Source organism: Ruegeria sp. AF8, assembly GCF_056541825.1.
The window spans coordinates 35,550-54,644 of sequence record NZ_JBQFYW010000021.1 but is presented as its reverse complement, the minus strand read 5'-3'; the positions used below and the strand labels follow the sequence as shown (position 1 = coordinate 54,644).

Genomic DNA, 19,095 nt, shown 5'->3' with positions numbered 1-19,095 from the left:
TCTTTGTATTCAACGGGAGGATGGAATGGGTTCCAAAAAAGTAACACTCAACTCGGCAGAAGAAGCTGTCGTTAAGAAAATTCTGGCTGAAGAGGGCCAGATGTCGCGCCGCACAGCGATGAGCTGGCTCGGTGCAATGGGTATCACTGCGGCAACTGCGGGCACTTTGATCAGCACCGCGGGGCGAGCTCTCGCAATGACACCCCAGAAAGGTGGGCGTCTTCGGGTCGCCGGCCATTCGACCAGCGCCAAGGACACATTAAACCCCGCGCATGTCAATCTGAGCACCGACTATGCCCGTGCCCACATGTTCTACAACGGGTTGACCCGCATTGATGAAAATGCCGAAGCTCAGCCAGAGCTGGCTGAGACCTTCGAGCCAGGCAAGGATGCCAGTGAGTGGATATTCACGCTCCGTGATGGCCTGACATTCCACAACGGAAAATCCGTCACAACTGATGATGTGATTTTCTCGATCATGCGCCACAAGGACGAAGCGGTCGGTTCAGGCGCCAAAGCTCTGGCGGATCAGATATCCGAAGTCGTCGCCGATGGCCCCAACAAAGTGATTGTCCGTTTGCATGCCCCGAACAGTGATCTTCCGGTCATGCTTGGAACATTCCACTTTATGATCATCCCAGAAGGCACCACAGAATTTGCAACCGCCATCGGCACGGGTCCCTTTACAGTGGGAGAGTTCACGCCCGGCGTACGTTCGATTGCCTTGCGCAACGAAAACTACTTCAAGGACAATCGTCCTTATGTTGATGAGATCGAGTTTTTCGGCATCGCGGACGATAGCGCGCGCATCAATGCGCTATACACCGGTGATGTCCACATGATCAGCCAGATCAAGGCCACTGCTGCAAAGGAAATCGATGCCACGGAAGGCTTCGAGGTCATCCGCACCGGCGCACCGCGTTTCTCGCAGCTGGTGATGGACAATTCCATCTCGCCGATGGACAACAAGCATCTGCGGTTGGCGATCAAGTATCTGGTTGATCGCGAGCGGTTGCTGAAAACTGTGGCGCAAGGGTATGGCCAGCTGGGGAACGATCACCCGATCGCGCCGTCCAGCCCGCTATACAACAGTGAAATCGAACAACACATGCTAGATCACGACAAAGCGAAGTTCCACCTCAAAGAGGCCGGAATGGATGGTGCCACGCTGGAACTTCATATCAGCGAAGCTGCGGCAAACTCAATCGAGACCGGCCAGTTCCTGCAACGTGAGGCAGCGCAGATTGGTCTGAACATCGACCTCAAGCGGGAACCGCGCGATGGCTACTGGAGCAACATCTGGCTTAGCCGCGGGTTCTATGGCGGCGAATGGAATGCGCGCCCGACCTATGACATGATCCTGTCGCTGGCCTGGACGTCTACGGCCAAGTGGAATGAAACCAAGATTCAGCATCCGCAACTGGATGGTCTGATCGCAGAGGGCCGTGTGACGGTGGATGCTGCAAAGCGCAAGCAGATCTATGGGGACATCCAAAAGATCATCTCGGAAGATGGCGGCAACGCAATTCCAATGTTCATCGACTATCTGGATGCCCGCTCCAGCAAGCTGAAGGGCCTGACACCGGTGCCGACCGGCGGCATGGGCGGTTTCAACTTTGCCGACTCAGTCTGGCTGGAAAGCTGAATTCTCCCTGAAACTTGGGGCCTTCGCGGAAGATGAAGGCCCCTTTTTTGCCTTGATCGGGGAACCTGAATGCTAAACATGATTGCAAAGCGTGTAGGCGTGGGAATTCTGACCCTTTGGCTGGTCACAATTCTTGTTTTTCTTGGAACGGAAATCCTTCCTGGTGACGTTGCTCAAGCCATTCTGGGGCAATCCGCCACGCCGGAAACAGTGGCGGGGCTGCGGGAAGCGCTGGGTCTAGACCGGCCAGCTTATGTTCGTTACTTTGAATGGCTTGGCGGTTTCGTCACAGGTGATATGGGAACGTCGCTCGCCAGCAGCGCAGATATCTCCTTTCTGATTGCCGAAAGACTTTCGAACACTTTGCTTCTGGCAGGTGTGGCGGCGATCATCGTTGTGCCTATTTCTGTTTGCCTCGGGCTGTTGGCGGCCATGTATCCCGAAAGCCTGTTTGACAGGTTCATTTCAGTTGGCACGCTTTTTCTTGTCGCGACACCGGAATTCCTCTTGGGTACGCTTCTGGTGATATTCTTCGCGGTCAGATTACAGTGGTTTCCCGCCGTTGCCTATGTCACGGAATTCAATTCACTTGGCCATTTCTTTAGCACAATGGCGTTGCCAATTCTGACCCTAGCCGCAGCTCTTACCGCTCAGATGACGCGGATGACGCGGGCCACAATCGTCAATATCCTTGGCTCCAGCTACATTGAAATGGCACTTCTCAAAGGCGTGCGTCGCTGGCGGATGATTTTTGTTCACTCGCTGCGCAACGCGATCGGCCCCATTGCCAACGTCGTCGCGCTGAACCTCGCGTATTTGATAAGCGGTGTGGTCATAACCGAGACAATATTTGCTTATCCGGGGTTGGCCAAGCTGATCGTCGATGCGGTCGCAACCCGGGATTTCCCGGTGGTTCAAGCCTGCGCCATGGTGTTTTGCGCCGCCTACATCATTTTCATGCTGCTGGCGGACATCATTGCAATTGTTTCGAATCCTCGGCTTCGCAACCCAAAGACTTGAGAGGTTGGTTTCATGGCCAGTGCCGCACGTGGAGATGCTCTCCCCAAACGTAGACTGGAACTGACATTCATGGGCTGGGCAGGTGCTTCGGTCGTGGTTTTCTGGGTGTTCGTTGCCATTTTCGCCGACTTTATCGCCCCATATGATCCAAACGATTTCCCATCATATGACAGCTACTTGAACCCGACATCTGACTATTGGTTTGGAACCGACTATCTGGGACGCGATGTGCTTTCAAGGGTGATCCATGGCACACGTCTAACCCTGGGAATGGCCTTTGCCGCAACACTTCTGGCGTCGTTCATAGGAACGTCTCTGGGCGTGTTCGCGGTGGTCAAAGGTGGCTGGACTGATGCGATAATCAGCCGGATCAACGATGCGCTTCTGTCCTTTCCGACCATTATGATGGGCCTTGTTCTGATTGCCGCGCTTGGCTCTTCCGTCACAATCCTGATCGGGGCAACGGGTGTGATTTATGCTTCCAGCGTGTACCGGATCGCTCGGGCCCTGGCGATGGATGTCAATCAACTGGACTATATAGAAGTTGCACGTGCCAGAGGTGAAAGCACATCTTGGCTGTTGTTCCACGAAATTCTTCCTAGCATCGTCGTGCCCATGGTCGTGGATTTCGGCATTCGGTTGTCATTTGCCATCCTGTTCATGAGCGGCCTCAGCTTTCTCGGCCTGGGAGTACAACCTCCGCTGGCAGATTGGGGTGGAATGGTCCGCGAAAACATGGGCGCATTGAACGCGGGCGGCTGGACCCCGGTGTTTCCGGCACTTGCAATCGCATCACTGACCATCGGTCTTAACCTGATCGTCGATGACTACGCCGCTGGTGGCGGACGCGGCTTTGCCAAAAGGATGATCTGATGGAACCATTGCTTAAAATTCGCGAGCTTCAGATTGAAGTTGAAAAACCAGCCCGGCCAAACATGGAGCCTATCGTTCAGAACATTGATCTGGACATTATGCCGGGTGAGGTGGTGGCGCTGGTGGGTGAATCCGGGTCAGGCAAGACCACAATCTCCCTATCGGCAATGGGGTACACCAAACCGGGCCTGAAAATATCGAAAGGAACAGTGACCCTGGGTGATACAGATATCCGAGCGCTTGAAGGTCAAGCCCTTCGGCAACTACGCGGCGATCGGGTGTGCTATGTGGCACAAAGCGCAGCCGCCGGTTTCAATCCGGCGATGACAATTACCGATCAGGTCATCGAACCGGTCCTGGAACACAACAAGATGCCCGCGGCCACGGCCGGGGAGCGCGCGCTTGATCTGTATAGGCAGTTGAATCTGCCGCATTCGGACACAATTGGCCAACGCTATCCCCACCAGGTTTCCGGCGGGCAATTGCAGCGATTGATGGCGGCGATGGCGATGTGCAGCGGGCCCGAGCTGATCCTGCTGGATGAGCCAACCACGGCGCTTGACGTCACGACGCAGATCGAGGTTCTGAAATCCTTCAAAAACCTCATTCGAAAAAGCGGATCTGCAGCGATTTATGTCAGTCATGATCTTGCCGTTGTGGCCCAGATCGCCCACCGCGTGGTTGTTCTTTTGAACGGAGAAATCCAGGAACAAGGACCTGTCGCGGACGTTTTGCTGAACCCGCAAGATGATTACACCAAAGTGCTGATGAGCGCTGCCGACCCGGAACTGTCCCTGAACAAGCGAAGAGACAAAGCCGAGATTAAAGACACGACAACAGAAGACACAGTCCTAGTGGAAATCACGGATGTCCTTGCTGGATATGGCCCGATTAACTCTGAAGGGCTGCCCGCCATTCCGGTTCTGAAGAACATCAACTTGAACATCCGCAAAGGTTCGGTCGTTGGCGTCATTGGCGAAAGCGGATCGGGAAAAACCACGTTGGCCCGGTCTTTGGCTGGCCTGCTTCCCTGGGCGCAGGGCGATATGAAACTGAATGGCGTGTCTTTGAAAAAAACTGTCCGGGAACGAAGCCTGGACGAGTTGCGCAAGGTTCAAATGGTGTTCCAGTCAGCGGATGTTTCGCTGAACCCAAACCATACAATCGGCAAGATCCTTGGCCGCCCGATTTCGTATTTTCAGGGGCTTAATGGCAGTGCCAACCGTAAGGCCGTTGAAGAGCTGCTGGATCTTGTCCAACTGCCGCCTGGGTTTGCCAACAGAAAACCGGGGGAGCTGTCCGGCGGGCAAAAACAACGGATAAATCTGGCGCGTGCGCTTGCTGCCAAACCCGAGATTGTACTGTGCGACGAGGTCACCTCGGCCCTGGATGCGGTCGTCCGGGAAACCGTGATTGATCTGATCCGTGAACTGAGTGAACGCCTGGGCTTGTCCTTCATGTTTGTTACCCACGACATTTCGACAGTCGCCGCTCTCTGCGAAGAAGTGGTGGTGATGTATCATGGCGAGATCGTCGAAGCAGGCAAGACGGCTGATATTCTTCACGATCCGCAGCACCCCTACACCAAGGTTCTCATGGCGTCTGTTCCGCGTCTCCGGCCCGGTTGGCTGGAAGACGCGATCGATGAGCGGAGCGCTATCCTGGAAACCGCAAAAGATCTTGAGATCGCAGACTAACTATCAAACTGAGTAGAGAAATGAACGGTCAATCCCGGCGAAGAAGAAACACGCGTCGAGGACGCGGAGACGGCAACCTGAAAACTCAGGTACAGAAAGCTGCGGCATATATTGCGCGCAAAACACCTTATTGGGAGGTTCTGGACAACGAAGCGCTCACCCAGATTGAGGAGGCTGCTGACACCCTTTTGTGGGAAATTGGCATGGAGTTCAGGGACGACACCGAAGTCCTGGGGATCTGGAAGAATGCCGGGGCCGAAGTTGATGGTGAAAGGGTTAGATTTCCAAAGGGCATGCTGCGTGGCCTTGTCCAGGCCTCCGCACCGTCTGAATTTGTTCAACATGCCCGGAATCCTGAGAAGTCCGTCCGGGTCGGGGGTAAGAACACTGTCTTTGCCCCCTGTTACGGACCTCCGTTCGTCATGTCCCAGGACGAACCGCGGCGTTTCGCACAGATCAAGGATTTGCAGAATTTCGTCAAGCTCGCTTACATGTCCCCATCATTGCACCATTCTGGGGGGGTGATTTGTGAACCGACCGACATTCCGGTGTCGCATCGTCATCTTGATACTCTCTATTCACATATAAAATACTCGGACAAAGCTTTCATGGGGGCAGTGACCGCCGGAAGCCGTGCTGAAGACAGTCTTGAAATGATCAGGATCCTTCATGGCGACAGTTTTGACACGCGAAAATGCTATTTGACCAGCATCATCAACGTGAACTCACCCCTGATCATGGACGACACGATGCTTGCTGCGCTGAAGATCTATGCGCGGGCCGGGCAGGCAGTTGCAATCACGCCCTTTCTGATTGCAGGGGCGACGGGACCATCCACGATTGCGGCCAATCTTGTGCAGGGGCTGGCAGAATCGATGGCCGGAGCCGCGCTTACTCAGCTCATCAACCCCGGCACACCAGTTCTGGCCGGGTTTCTGTCATCGGCTATGAACATGCGTTCGGGCGCCCCGTCTCGCGGACCGGAACCTATGCTGGCTATAGTCGGCATAGCACAGCTGTTTCGCAGGCTGGGCATTCCTATGCGGGGTGGCGGGTCTTATTCAACTTCCAAGCTGCCGGATGCCCAATCCGGGCAGGAGGCCATGAGTTTCCTGATGGCCTCGGTGCAGGCCGGTTCAAATTTTGTCATCCACGCGGCGGGCTCCTATGAAGGAGGATTATGCACGTCTTACGAGAAATTCGTGATGGATGCGGACAACGCCGCCATTCTTCAACGAATGCTGGAAGGTATCAGGATCGACGATGAAGAGCTGGGTCTGGACGCCTTTCGCGAAGTGGGAATTGGCAACCACTTCCTAGGATCGGCCCACACGATGGCGCGGTACAAGGATGTGTTTCTGGAGTCGTCGATATCAGACTCACAATCGTTCGAGCAATGGTCGGATGAAGGCGGAAAGGATGCCGCTACCCGTGCCAATGGATTGTGGAATTCCATGTTGAATGACTATGAGGCACCTCACTTGGATCTAGAAGTGGATGAGGCGCTTTGCGAATTCATCGCCCGCCGTAAAACCCAAATTCCCGAAGCGATGGAATAGATGCCGTGACACAGGATAATGTTATGGTTCGCGATCCTTTGCTCAAGCCGATGCAGCTGGGGCACTTGACGCTGAAAAACCGGATCATTTCGACAAGCCATGCGATTTCGTACGCCGAGAACGGGCGGCCGGGTGAACGCTATCAACTGTACCACGAGGCGAAGGCCAAAGGTGGGTTGGCGCTGTCGATGTTCGGAGGTGCTTCTAATATTGCGCCGGATTCACCGCCTATGTTCGGTCAGCTCGACCTGTCGAAAGACGCCATTATTCCGGATTTCCAACGCTTTGCGGAACGGTTGCACGCACATGAGACGGCGCTCATGTGCCAGATCACCCATATGGGCCGGCGCACTTCGTCGTTCGGCGGCAACTGGCTGCCGACAATTGCACCGTCGCGAAGCCGCGAAGAGATGAGCCGGACATTCGCCAGGGAAATGACGGCGGAAGACATCGACCGCGTGGTCAAAGCTTTTGGCGACGCGGCATGGCGCTGCAAAGAAGGTGGCCTTGATGGGTGCGAGTTGCTGGCGACCGGGCATCTTGTAGATCAGTTCTGGTCGCGCCACACAAACTCGCGCGAAGACGATTTTGGTGGCTCGGTCATAAACCGGGCGCGGTTTGGCCGTCTTGTTCTGGAAGAGATGCGCCGGCGCACAGGGAACGACTTTGTCATCAGTCTGCGCATGCCGATGGAAGAGGGTTTTGAAGGTGGCTTGACCCAGGATGAATGCCTTGAAATTGCGCGCCTCTACTGCGATGCCGGGCTGGTCGATATCCTCGGTGTCGTTCACGGGCATCTGGACACCTATAAGGGTCTGGCGGACTACATGCCCGGTATGGCACGTCCCATTGCTCCGTTCCTTGAAATGGCAGGAACGTTTCGGCGCGAAGTCGACATGCCGGTGTTTCATGCGACCCGGATCACCGATATTGCCACCGCTCGCTATGCCATCCGCGATGGTCTGATCGATCTTGTTGGGATAACCCGTGGCCATATTGCCGACCCCAACATCGTCAAAAAGATTGCGTCCGGTCAAGAAGACCGCATTCGCCCCTGTGTCGGGGCCACCTATTGTTCGACCTATCGTCAATGCATCCACAACGTCGCCACTGGGCGGGAAAAATTCATACCGCATGATGTTCCGCGAAGAACCGGACGCAAGAAAAAGGTTGTTGTTGTGGGCGGCGGTCCCGGTGGGATGGAGGCAGCGCGCGTTTCGGCCGAGCGCGGACATGATGTGATCTTGTTCGAAGCGGCGGATCGGTTGGGCGGTCAGGTTCAGCTTGCTGCCAAAGCATCCTGGCGGCGGGATCTGATTGGCATCACAGACTGGCTAGCTGCCGAGATTGACAGACTGGGCGTTGACCAGCGTCTGAATAGTTTCGCAGAAGCGGATGACATTCTTGCCGAAGAACCGGATGTCGTTTTTATCGCAACCGGCGGTATCCCCCAGGATAGCGACGCCGACATCTCCGCGCCGGTTCTGTCGACCTGGGATGTGCTCGCCAACCCAGATGCAGTATCCGGCACTGTGTTGATCGTCGATAATCTGGGACGGCAGCATGCGCCATCTTGTGCCGATCATCTGGGATCGCGTGGTGTCACTGTCCATTTGGTTACGCCCGACTCGGCTGCCGCGTATGAAACCGGCAAGGTCGAACGCCCGCATTTCATGGAGCGTCTCTATCAGCACAATGTGCGGATTACGGTAGATCATCGCCTGGTCAGTGCTAGGCGAGATGGCAATCGCGTCACCGCCCAGTTTGAGAATATCCTTGCTGGAGACACCTGCGAATTTAGCGCAGACCATCTGATCATCGAAAACGGTACATTCCCGAATGACGAACTGTTTGCAGAATTGAGAGATCAGTCGGTCAATCGGGGTGTGACCCACATCGAAAGCGCCATTGCGGCTGCCCCGCAGCCAGGCGCAGACAACGAAACAGGGTTTCAGCTGTTTGCTATCGGCGATGCGGTTTCGTGTCGCGACATCCACACGGCCATGCTGGATGCCATGCGCATCAGCCTCGCTCTCTGACGCAGAAAGCCCAACCTATGACGACTACTCTTTCTTGCGGTGAAGCGCTGGTTGATCTGCTTGCGGATTATGGTTTTGATACGGTGTTCGGTATTCCCGGCACCCATGCGGTGGAACTCTATCGCGGCCTGCAGGACGGCAAGATGCGCCATATCCTTGCCCGCCACGAACAGGGGGCGGGTTTCATGGCCGATGGGTATGCGCGGATCAGCGGCAAGCCGGGACTGTGTTTTCTGATCACGGGGCCCGGCCTGACAAATGCCTCGACCGCGATTGCCCAGGCCTATTCGGATTCGGTTCCGATGCTAGTGGTCAGCTCCGTGAATGAAAGCTGGTCCCTGGGTAAAAATTGGGGACGTCTGCACGAAACCACAAATCAGCGAGCGTTATCGCGACCCATTACTGCGGCAGGCGGAACGGCGTTGAAGCCCTTAGATATTCCAAATCTGATCGCAGATGCAATCGGGATGATTCAGGGGGGGCGTCCGCGGCCGGCCCATGTCGAAATCCCGCTGGACGTCTTTGCTCAGACTGTAAGCGAGCGCTGGCGTGCCCGTGCGCCGGTTGCACCCGCCACGGCAAACCGCGCAGATATGGACAAGGCGGCCGTATGCCTCAAGGAAGCCAAGCGCCCTGCAATCATCGTTGGGGGCGGTGCGAAAGCTGCCGGTAGCGACGTACTACGGCTGTCAGAAATTTTGTCTGCGCCTGTCGTCACAACCATCGCTGCCAAAGGGGCGGTCCCTCACGCCTGCCCGCTCAACCTTGGCGCGACATTGTCGATCCGCCATACGCAGGAATTGCTGAATGAGTGCGACGTGATCCTGGTTCTTGGCAGTGACCTGGCACAAACGGACATTTGGAGTGATGAATTCGCGTTCAAAGGTCTATTGATCCGGGCGGATATTGATCGACAGGAACTAGAGGACAACTATGGCGCGGACATTGCACTCCATGGTGATGCCGGGCAGGTGGCAGCCCATCTGGCGGACGCCCTAAGCGACCACTCTTCAGGAGCATTGAAGTTTGAAGTGACGGCGCGAGTCGCCTCCTGTCTGCAAGAACAGATGGACAGCCTGACGGTCAAACAAAGCGCACATATGGCGTTTCTGAAACACCTGCGCGATACCCTGCCCGCAGACACCATCGTTGCCGGAGACATGGCGCAGGTTGTTTATACCGCCAACCGTTACTTGCCGTTCGACTGTCCTGGGTGCTTTTTGCAGCCAACGGGCTACGGCACGCTTGGGTATGCGTTACCCGCGGCCCTTGGCGCGCGCGTCGCTGACCCGGATCGCCCCATTGTCGCCATTGCCGGCGACTACGGGGCGATGTTCACAATTCAGGAAATGGCGACGGCGGTTCAGGAAAATCTGCCCATCGTATACATTATCTGGAACAACGCGGCACTGGGGCAAATCCGCGATGACATGACCGGCGCTAATGTGCGTCCAGTCGGCGTAGAGGCCACGCCGCCTGATTTCGTGACACTTGCCAAATCCTTCGGGTGGACCTCTGAGCGCGTTGAACATGCTTCGGAAGTGCCGGATGCCCTTCGAGATGCACTGAACGCAGATGGCCCTGCTCTGATCGAAATCCCCGAAACGGTTTATTTCGAAGCCCTGCCAGACACCGGGAGAACCGGAGCATGAAATTGACAAAACTTGCGGACCGTATCGCGGATCAGGGGTCAGCGGCCTGGGATATCCACATGCAGGCCAAACACGCGAAGGCAAGCGGCGAAGACGTGATTGTCATGAGCGTTGGCGACAATGACATCGACACCGATCCGGCAGTTGTAGAAACAGCCTGCTCGGCAATGCAAAGCGGGGCCACACATTACGTCGAACCACGGGGAATTTTTCCTCTTAGGAAGGCCGTGGCGGAGCATCTTTCGAACGCGTCAGGTGTTGCATGCACAGCCAATAGCGTCACGATCACCGCTGGCACGCAGAATGCATTGTTCATGGCCAGCGCTCTTTTGCTTGAGGTCGGTGACGAAGTAATCGTGGCCGATCCGATGTATGTCACCTATGGGGCGACGCTAGGCGCCTTTGGCGCCCGGATCGTTCGTCTGCCCTGCCCGGCAGAGCTGGGATTTCAACCCGATGTGGGGCAACTAGATGCGCTTGTTACAAAAAAAACCAAGGCAATCTTCTTTGCTTCCCCGGTTAATCCAACCGGCACCGTGTTTTCCCGTGAAGTTCTAGAAGCAATAGCCGACGTCGCCATTAGGCACGATCTGTGGGTTGTCGCCGACGAGGTGTACCGCCTGCTTGCCTATGATGAGGATCCTGTGCCGATGATGTCGCTGCCTGGAATGGCCGAACGTTGCATTACAATCGGTAGCCTTTCCAAGTCGCATTCGATGTCAGGCTGGCGCATCGGTTGGGCATGCGGGCCGGAGACCTTCAGCAACTGCGCGTCAGCTCTGTCGCTGGCCATGACCTACGGCCTTCCCGGCTTCATCCAGCTGGCAGGCGTCAAAGCTATTGAGATGAATCCCAGCGTTTTGAAGGATCACTACCGGCATCTGCGCGACATTGCTGTTGAAATCCTCACCGATCAGGGAAATGCCAGTGTGCTGGCGCCGGAATCTGGCATGTTCATATTGCTGCCCGTTGCGCAGACCGGTCTAAGCGGAGACCAATTTGTCCGCAAACTATATGCGGAAACTGGCGTATCGGTGCTGAATGCTGAACTGTTCGGCCCAGAGCTCAAGGATATGGTTCGGGTCACCTTCGCCTTGGAAGAAAACGAACTAAGGCAAGGTCTCGGCCGTATTTGCAAGTTCCTCGCGGGCCAAACTCCAGCGTCAAACACGGTCCAAGCCTGCTAATTTTCCAGCCTGCCGCAAAAGGGAAAGCTCATGTCAAATGGCTGCATACTCGCCATCAACCCGGGAACAACGACCACCCGGTGTGCGCTTTACACCCTTGATCCGCGGGGAGTGACTCTCAAAGCGGCGAAGACTATGGATCATGACGAAACAGTCATGGGTGCCTTCCGTTGCATTCCCGATCAGTTTTCATTCAGAATGAAATCGGTCCTGGCATTCCTGAACGACCACTTGCAGGATGACCCAATCCTGGCTTGCGTGGGCCGTGGCGGAATGCTGACGCCGGTCCCGTCAGGCGTGATCGAAGTGAATGAGGAACTGGTCGATTTCTGCTTCAATCATCCTGTTTATCAACACGCCAGCAATCTGGGTGCGCCGTTGGCTCGGGAAATCGCCCAAATACACGGGGTAAGAGCCTTTGTTGTAGACCCGGTCAGCGTCGATGAACTGCCCCCCGTTGCTCGTATTTCAGGTTTTGCAGACATATCGCGGTTTAGTTTTGTGCATGCGTTAAATGTCAGAGCCTGCGGCAGGCGTCTGGCGAGTGAAATAGGAAAACCTTTTGAGGAGCTTCGTGCAGTAGTCGCGCATCTCGGAGCCGGAATTTCTGTGGCCATGCTAATGGATGGCAGGATCGTCGACTCCTCCAACCGGATGGAGTGTTCGCCCTTCTCCCCAGAGCGTTCTGGCGGGTTGCCCCCTCTTCCGCTGATCGAGTTTTGCTACTCGGGGAAATACGAGAAGGCGGAACTTTTGGGCAAGCTCTACGGTCAAGGCGGGCTTTACGGTTATCTGGGAACCAAAGATGTGCGCAAGGTCGAGGAAATGGTGGCGCAAGGCGACGAGCGCGCAAGATTGATCTACGATGCAATGCTTTATCAGATCAGCAAGGCAATCGGTGTCATGGCGGCGGTTGCAGATTTTGATCTGGATGGGATCGTTGTCACGGGCGGAATGGCAAATAGCCGGACTGTCACAGGTTACTTAAGGAAGAAGACCGCCAAGCTCGCGCCCTGTTACATTTACCCCGGCAGCGACGAATGCTTGGCCTTGGCACAGGGGGCAGCACGTATTCTTTGTCGCAGCGAAACAGCAATGTCTTGGCCGGTGGAAAGGGCCTGATATGGCGCTAACCTCATTCATTCAGATCCGAGGGGTCGCAGAAAAACATGGTCCTGTACGGATCGCCGTGGCTGGTGGCGATAGTGAAACTGTCTGTACCACCGTCGTTAAGGCGATCGAGAGCGGGCTGGTTTGTCATGCGATTGTCACCGCCAAACACGCCAGTGCCTATGTGCATGTCGCAAACAATGCGTGCAGAGGGAAAATGACCCTTGTTTCAGCGGATGACGATCAGATGTGCGCTCAGCTTGCAGTCCGGTCGGTCAGAACCGGCGAGGCCCAGATTTTGGTAAAAGGGCATGTCGACAGCCGTACCTACCTGAAAGCCATCGTAGACAAGCAGGATGGCATTCGCGGCACTGGCACCCTTTCAAATGTGACGGTTGCAGAAATGTCTTCGTACCCTAAACTGCTTGCCGCGACAGATAACGGGATCATTCCCGAACCTGACCTGGATCAAAAACGGGCCATCGTCGCTAATGCCGTTGGTCTATTTGAACATCTTGGCTACCATACCGTTCGCGTTGCCGCGGTCTCTGCAAGTGAAAAGCCAAGCTCATCTGTCGCCGGATCGCTTGATTTTGCTCAGATGGCAGAAAGCTATCGTGCGAACTGTTCGGCCGGGTTGTCTTTTGACGGCCCGTTTGGATATGACGTTGCCGTCAGCAAAAAGGCAGCACTAATCAAAAAACTGGGCGTCTCTGAAGTTGCCGGAAATGCCGACGTCCTTTTGTTTCCAAATATCACCTCGGCAAATTCAATAGTTAAGGCTTGGAAGCTGCACGGCAACGCGCAAACCGCCTCTCTGGTCCTAGGCGCTCAGGTTCCGGTGGTGCTGAACTCCCGTTCCGACGGACCTGATAAACGGATACTGGCTATCACGTTGGCTGCGGCGACGTGGAAGCGCCAATCAATCGCAGGATTGTGGGAATGAAGAATCAAAATCGGTGCGGTCCGACCGTGAACTGCCGGCGCGTCAAACCTAGTACATCGATCTCCGGAGGGAAGCTGTGGCGAACTACTTAGAGAGGATTGTTTATCTCAATGGCACTTACGTGAAAGGGAAGGACGCACGGATTTCTGTATTCGATCGCGGGTTTCTGTTTGCAGATTCGGTTTATGAAGGTCTTGGAGTCTTGGACGGCCGTGCGTTCGACCAAGAAATGCATCTTGATCGGTTGAAAAGATCTTTTCAAAAGCTGAATTTCAATAATCCGCATTCGGATGCGGAATACGCCGAGATTTTTGAGCAGCTTATTTCCAGAAATCAAGTGCAGCGTGGTTTCATCTACCTGCAGATCACACGGGGAGAAGCGGATCGCAATTTTGTCTATGGGCTTGATGTCAAACCGAATGTTCTGGCGTTCATTCAGCCACACGGATCGGATGGACCTGATAAGGATCCTCTGTCAGTCACGATGCGGAGCCATATCGATCTACGGTGGAAACGCCGCGATATCAAAACCACGAATTTGTTGGGCCAGGTGATTGCAAAGGCGAACGCTCATGCTGCAGGTGATTATGAAGCCCTTCTGATTGACGACGAGGGGTTCGTAACTGAAGGCGGAGCGTCCAGTTTCTTTATTGTCAAAGGTGACCAGCTCTTTGCGCGGCCTGCGGACAACAACATATTACATGGCATTACACGCCGGGCGATGCTTCGTGTTGCAGATGAAATGGGGCTCGAATATGTGGTGCGCAAATTCCAGTTAGAGGAAGCCCTCGCCGCGGATGAAGCGATATTGACCGGATCATCAAGCTACATCCAGGCAGTAGTTCAGATCGATGGACAAAAAATCGGGACAGGCGAACCCGGACGATTTACGCGTTTGCTTTATAAAGAATACCTTCGGCAGATACGACATGCAGCGCCACACAAATCGGCTTGAAAAAGGGGGAGGCTCATCAGTGCGGCCTTGTTGCACAAATCGGAGGATGAGCGCAGTTTCCCCTTCCCCGGATAGATCTATTCCACGGGCCGCGTAACAGGTATGCCAAGTGCCGTGTAGCCGTTCAAAACGGCGATACGCACCTGGAGCTCGGCAACCTGGCGCTCGAAGTCTCGAGCCATGAGGGATTGGCCGAGCAGCTTGATGTGGTTCATCTTTGACTCGACCCGTCTCCGGCGGTGATATCCGCTCCACCGTCGCCAGATGGCGCGGCCGAGATACTTCGAGGCGCGCAGGGCTTCGTTTCGTGACACTGCGCTCGGGCTCGTTGGCTTCCTGGGCTTGGCGTTCTTGCGGGGCGGGATGACAGCGGCGGCACCACGGGTGGCAATCGCCTCGTGGCATTTGCGCGAGTCGTAGGCCCCGTCGGCGGTCACGGAACCGATCTCATCGTCTACCGGGATTTGGTCAAGGAGATCAGGCAGAATGGGCGCATCACCGATGTTGCTTCCGGTGACTTCGACGGCCCGAACTTCCAGCGTTTCCTCATCGATGCCCCTCTCGGGATCTTGCTGCGCATGACCCTGCCGGGCAAGGGATGTGTATCTTGCGCCAGATGCGCCGCTTGGGGCCACCCGCTGCCCGGCAGCACATGAATCGCATGTGCGAGAGGGGGCTTGCGGGCGTTCCACTCGCCTTCACCCTCGGCCTTGATACCGGTGCTGTCCGCTGCCCGGCAGTGCATCACGCAGTGATGTCACGAGAGGGCATCAGAAGGTTCAACGGGCACGCGCCACCACGGTACGGGATACTCACGTTCAGCTTCCGCTGTCGACGGCACAGGGTGCTGAAGTCTGGCACGTTCCAGTCCAACCCGACCAGCCGAAGAAGTCTCTGCAAGAACCCGGTCGTCTGTCTTAGTGGCATGCCGAAAAGCACCTTCATGGTCAGGCAGGACTGGATCGCGGCATCGCTGAAACTCGGCGGCCTCCCCGCTTTCCAGTCGGCGGGGGCTTCCACAACATGTCGGGATCAAACTAGATCGTCAGAAATCTGCGTTGCCGTAGCGCTTCATTGTAAGCCGACCAGTTCGTGGTCTTGTACTTCGTCGGGGTCCAACTGCTCATGACCTCACGCTATCATGCTGGATTCAAGCAGTGAACCCCTCCCCCGATTTGCGCAACAAGGCCTATTCAGAGTGCAGTAATTACTAGCATGAAAAATGTTCAGTCTGTTGCCGTCTAGACTTTTGGATTGGAGCTGCAATTCAGCCGGGTTTGGATGGCTTTAGCCACTGCCAGCGCAACATGGTCGCGCCCAGCTGCCGATACGATCTGCACGCCAATGGGCAACCCTGTTGAAGTGCGCGCGGCGGGCACTGTCACGGCGGGGCAGCCGCTAAGGTTGTGGGCACTCAACTCGTTCCAGAAACTGAAACTTTGCGGCGTGCCTTCGTGCAACCGAGCGGGCTTTGGCGCCACCGGCCCAAGCAAGGCATCATACTCTTCCATGAAATCCGCCAGACCGGCTTTGAAGGCTTTTATCCGCTTTTCGAATGCGGTGTCTGTGCCGTACGGCGCTGACACTGATAGTTGCGGCATAAGTTTCCTTGACCCGGCAGTGCCACCGCGGATGGCGGACCTGGCAAGCTCATGCTTCCACAATTCTCCGTCCACAGACACCAAGGCCTCAAACAATTTGGACGCGTTGGACAGGCAGGCAGGAAAATCCTGGTAAAGGATAGCTTTTGCTTCCTGCAAAGCAGCCGCGGCACCTCTTACGGCCTTGGTGGTATCATCGGAGACCTGATGGGCTCCGCTGCCGGTGTAGTAGGCCACCCGCAGGCCCGCCAGATCCACGTCTTCGATATTGCATGAGTAAACCGACTTAGCATCCGGATCATTTCCATCAGGACCGCTGATAACAGACAATGCCAGAGCGACGTCTTCGACGTTGCGCGCCATCGGTCCGACCTGTGTGAGCAGGTCAAGCATGCCCAGCCCATAGGAGATACAATGGCCGGTGCGAGGGACGAGACCGGCAGTTGGTTTAATACCAACTATCCCACAAACATGGGCCGGATCACGGATACTGCCGCCGGTGTCACTGCCGATGTCCAAAGCGGCGCATCCAGCTGCCACCGCTGCCGCCGCACCGCCACTGCTGCCACTGGGTGAGCGTGCCAGATCATGCGGGTTGTTGGTACGGCCATGCAGGGGGGGATTGGTATGCTCGGCCCGGAAAACAGTCAGCTCTGAAGTGTTGGTTTTGCCCAGAACGATGGCGCCGGCCTTGCGCAGGCGCGCCACAACGGTCGCATCCCGGTCGGGCACAAAACCAGCCCGAGCGGCCATTCCGTAGGTAGAGACAATGCCTTCTGTATCAAACGAGTCTTTGATTGTGACAGGAACCCCCATGAACCGCCCTGAGAAACGGCCTTGAGCAATTTGCGCATCGGTCTTATGCGCTTCGTCGAGCGCGCGTTCCGCGGCCAAAGTAACGATTCCATTGATGGCCGGATTTACTGCTGAAATGTGCTCCAGATGCAAGGTCACCAGTTCGCGCGCAGAGATCGTCTTGCGCTGTAATGCCTCCGCCATCTGGACTGCGGAAGCGAACAGCCATTCTTGCATCTGGTACCTTTCCTCTTTGCCGGAAGGGAGCACCTAGCCATGTGCTCCCCTCTCATGTGAAGTTTCCGTGGAATAACCGCATTCATCCACCGAAAGCATAGAGTGTCAGCCTGCAAACCCCATCTTATAATGATGCAAGTCGTAGGTGAGGTGCATTTCAGCTCCGAGAACACCAGGGCGTACATGACGGTAGAGCGAGCGCCAGTAGGGCTGGATCGTCACGCCCTCATCCTGAATGAGTTTCTGGATCTTTGCCATGACCGCGCGGCGTTTTTCCGCATCGGCAATTGCAAGCGCTTCATCGAGTAAGGCATCGAACTCGGCATTTGCCCAGCCGAATTCGTTCCAGGGTTCGCCCGAGCGGTAGGCGACCGCCAGAATTTGAACAGCCAGCGCCCTGTGGTTCCAGTTCGTTGAGGAGAACGGGTATTTGGCCCAGTCGTTCCAGAACGTCGATCCCGGCAGGACAGAGCGTTTCACCTTGATCCCGGCATCACGCAGCTGGGCCGCGACGGCATCCGTGGTGTTCCGGCGCCAGTCATCGTCGATAGACAGAAGCTCGTGCTCGTAGTCCTCCATGCCCGCTTCTTTCATCAGCGCAAGTGCTCCTTCCGGATCATACACTGGCGGTGGCAGTTCGGCATATTCCGGATGCACCGGGGCAACGTGGTGGTTTTCAGCTGGAATACCTTGATTGTTGTAGCCCAGTTCCAGACAAATTTCGTTGTCAACGGCCATTGCAAGGGCACGGCGCACCCGCACGTCCTCGTAGGGGCGTATGCCGTTGACCTCGGCCTGTTGGTTAGGACGGACGACAATGGTCGATGCGGTGACCACCTCGGATCTCTCAAATCCGATGCCATCTAGCAGCGAGATGTAGTCCCCCAGCGATTCATATACCACATCAATCTCTTCCGACTCGGCTGCCGCCAGCCAAGATGACGGATCGGTTCCATAATCAATGAATTCAATCCGGTCCAGGTATGGGCCGCCGTGGACCTCAGTCCCCCACCACTCCTGCTCAGTATTGCGGACCAGCGTGGCCTTCGTGCTGACTTCCAGTTCCTCGATCAGATACGGGCCGGTTCCAATGTTTTTGTGCCCATCCGCTGCGTTGTAGGATTTGTGAATGATCGCAGCGGGATAGTCCGCCATTGCCGGAATAATCGAGATGTCCGGACGTGGTAGTTTCAGGCGGACGGTATGTGAGTCCACAACCTCGATGGCGCCCTCGATCGCCTTACCGGTTTCTGGGTCTACAAGCGTTCCCATTCGGCCTGCCATCGAGTTGCCGGTAACCGACTTGTCGCACCAGCCCGCCAAATTGCGCGCGACGTCTTCGGCGGTGAAGTCATCCCCGTTGTGCCATTTCACGCCTTTGCGGACATTGAGCGTGTATTCGGTGGCAGTGTCGTTCACTTCCCAACTTTCAAGAAGCATGCCCCGGAAGCTGCCATCGTTGTTGTACTCGATGAGGTATTCCAGCGTGCTGCGCGTAAGGTTTCCCATCTCAGACCAGTCATAGGTCCGCGGCTCTTTTAGGCCCTGCACATTCATCTGGATACGCAGCGTGCCGCCCTGACTAGGAACTACTGCGGTTTGGGCCTGTGCAGGGCTGGCTTCGCCAAGCAAACCATAAGCGGCAGTGGTGCTCACGCCAAGGGCGGTGGCACGGGCCAGGAATTCCCGGCGGCTGAGCTTTCCTTGCCGCACCTCCTCTGCGTGCATCCGGGCTGCGGGGTGAATTGGGTCGATAGTCTCATTGTGGGTCATTTCGGA

At 55.9% G+C, this 19,095-nt stretch carries 13 protein-coding genes and 1 pseudogene; 11 read left to right on the top strand and 3 right to left on the bottom strand.

From position 1 onward, the window contains the following. The first annotated feature begins 25 nt into the window (after positions 1-25). The 11 genes from ACR0AO_RS21725 (at position 26) to ACR0AO_RS21675 (ending at position 14,683) form a co-directional block, all read left to right on the top strand. Positions 26-1,645 carry an ABC transporter substrate-binding protein gene (locus ACR0AO_RS21725; protein ID WP_480608458.1) on the top strand — a complete coding sequence of 540 codons (1,620 nt, stop codon included), beginning with the start codon at positions 26-28 and terminating at the stop codon, positions 1,643-1,645. Positions 1,646-1,714: 69 nt separating this feature from the next. Further along, entirely contained in the window at positions 1,715-2,665 is a 951-nt protein-coding gene (locus ACR0AO_RS21720; protein ID WP_480608456.1) for an ABC transporter permease, read from the top strand. A gap of 12 nt (positions 2,666-2,677) precedes the next feature. After that, a complete protein-coding gene (locus ACR0AO_RS21715; RefSeq protein WP_480608454.1) occupies positions 2,678-3,538 on the top strand; it encodes an ABC transporter permease in 861 nt (286 codons plus the stop codon). After that, a complete protein-coding gene (locus tag ACR0AO_RS21710; protein ID WP_480608452.1) occupies positions 3,538-5,235 on the top strand; it encodes an ABC transporter ATP-binding protein in 1,698 nt (565 codons plus the stop codon). Before ACR0AO_RS21715 ends, ACR0AO_RS21710 begins: the two co-directional genes overlap by 1 nt. A gap of 20 nt (positions 5,236-5,255) precedes the next feature. Continuing rightward, positions 5,256-6,794: a trimethylamine methyltransferase family protein gene (locus ACR0AO_RS21705; RefSeq protein WP_480608450.1), complete on the top strand. Its 1,539-nt coding sequence runs from the start codon at positions 5,256-5,258 to the stop codon at positions 6,792-6,794. A 23-nt stretch (positions 6,795-6,817) separates the two neighbouring features. Beyond that, on the top strand, positions 6,818-8,833 hold the full coding sequence (locus ACR0AO_RS21700) for an oxidoreductase (RefSeq protein WP_480608449.1): 2,016 nt from the start codon (positions 6,818-6,820) through the stop codon (positions 8,831-8,833). Positions 8,834-8,850: 17 nt separating this feature from the next. Continuing rightward, a complete protein-coding gene (locus ACR0AO_RS21695; RefSeq protein ID WP_480608446.1) occupies positions 8,851-10,485 on the top strand; it encodes a 5-guanidino-2-oxopentanoate decarboxylase in 1,635 nt (544 codons plus the stop codon). Next, complete coding sequence (locus ACR0AO_RS21690) at positions 10,482-11,672, top strand: pyridoxal phosphate-dependent aminotransferase (protein ID WP_480608443.1); 1,191 nt, start codon at positions 10,482-10,484, stop codon at positions 11,670-11,672. Before ACR0AO_RS21695 ends, ACR0AO_RS21690 begins: the two co-directional genes overlap by 4 nt. A gap of 30 nt (positions 11,673-11,702) precedes the next feature. Then, positions 11,703-12,794: a butyrate kinase gene (buk, locus tag ACR0AO_RS21685; protein ID WP_480608440.1), complete on the top strand. Its 1,092-nt coding sequence runs from the start codon at positions 11,703-11,705 to the stop codon at positions 12,792-12,794. 1 nt (position 12,795) lies between these two features. Beyond that, entirely contained in the window at positions 12,796-13,728 is a 933-nt protein-coding gene (locus tag ACR0AO_RS21680; RefSeq protein WP_480608436.1) for a phosphate acyltransferase, read from the top strand. 76 nt (positions 13,729-13,804) lie between these two features. Next, complete coding sequence (locus tag ACR0AO_RS21675) at positions 13,805-14,683, top strand: aminotransferase class IV (protein WP_480608434.1); 879 nt, start codon at positions 13,805-13,807, stop codon at positions 14,681-14,683. 77 nt (positions 14,684-14,760) lie between these two features. Here ACR0AO_RS21675 and ACR0AO_RS21670 read toward each other — a convergent pair. From ACR0AO_RS21670 to ACR0AO_RS21660, 3 genes and pseudogenes are all read right to left on the bottom strand, one after another. Continuing rightward, positions 14,761-15,810: pseudogene (locus tag ACR0AO_RS21670) on the bottom strand (IS5 family transposase). A gap of 114 nt (positions 15,811-15,924) precedes the next feature. Beyond that, positions 15,925-17,316: an amidase gene (locus ACR0AO_RS21665; protein ID WP_480608432.1), complete on the bottom strand. Its 1,392-nt coding sequence runs from the start codon at positions 17,314-17,316 to the stop codon at positions 15,925-15,927. Between the two features lie 105 nt (positions 17,317-17,421). Beyond that, positions 17,422-19,089 carry an ABC transporter substrate-binding protein gene (locus ACR0AO_RS21660; protein WP_480608484.1) on the bottom strand — a complete coding sequence of 556 codons (1,668 nt, stop codon included), beginning with the start codon at positions 19,087-19,089 and terminating at the stop codon, positions 17,422-17,424. Positions 19,090-19,095: the final 6 nt, after the last annotated feature.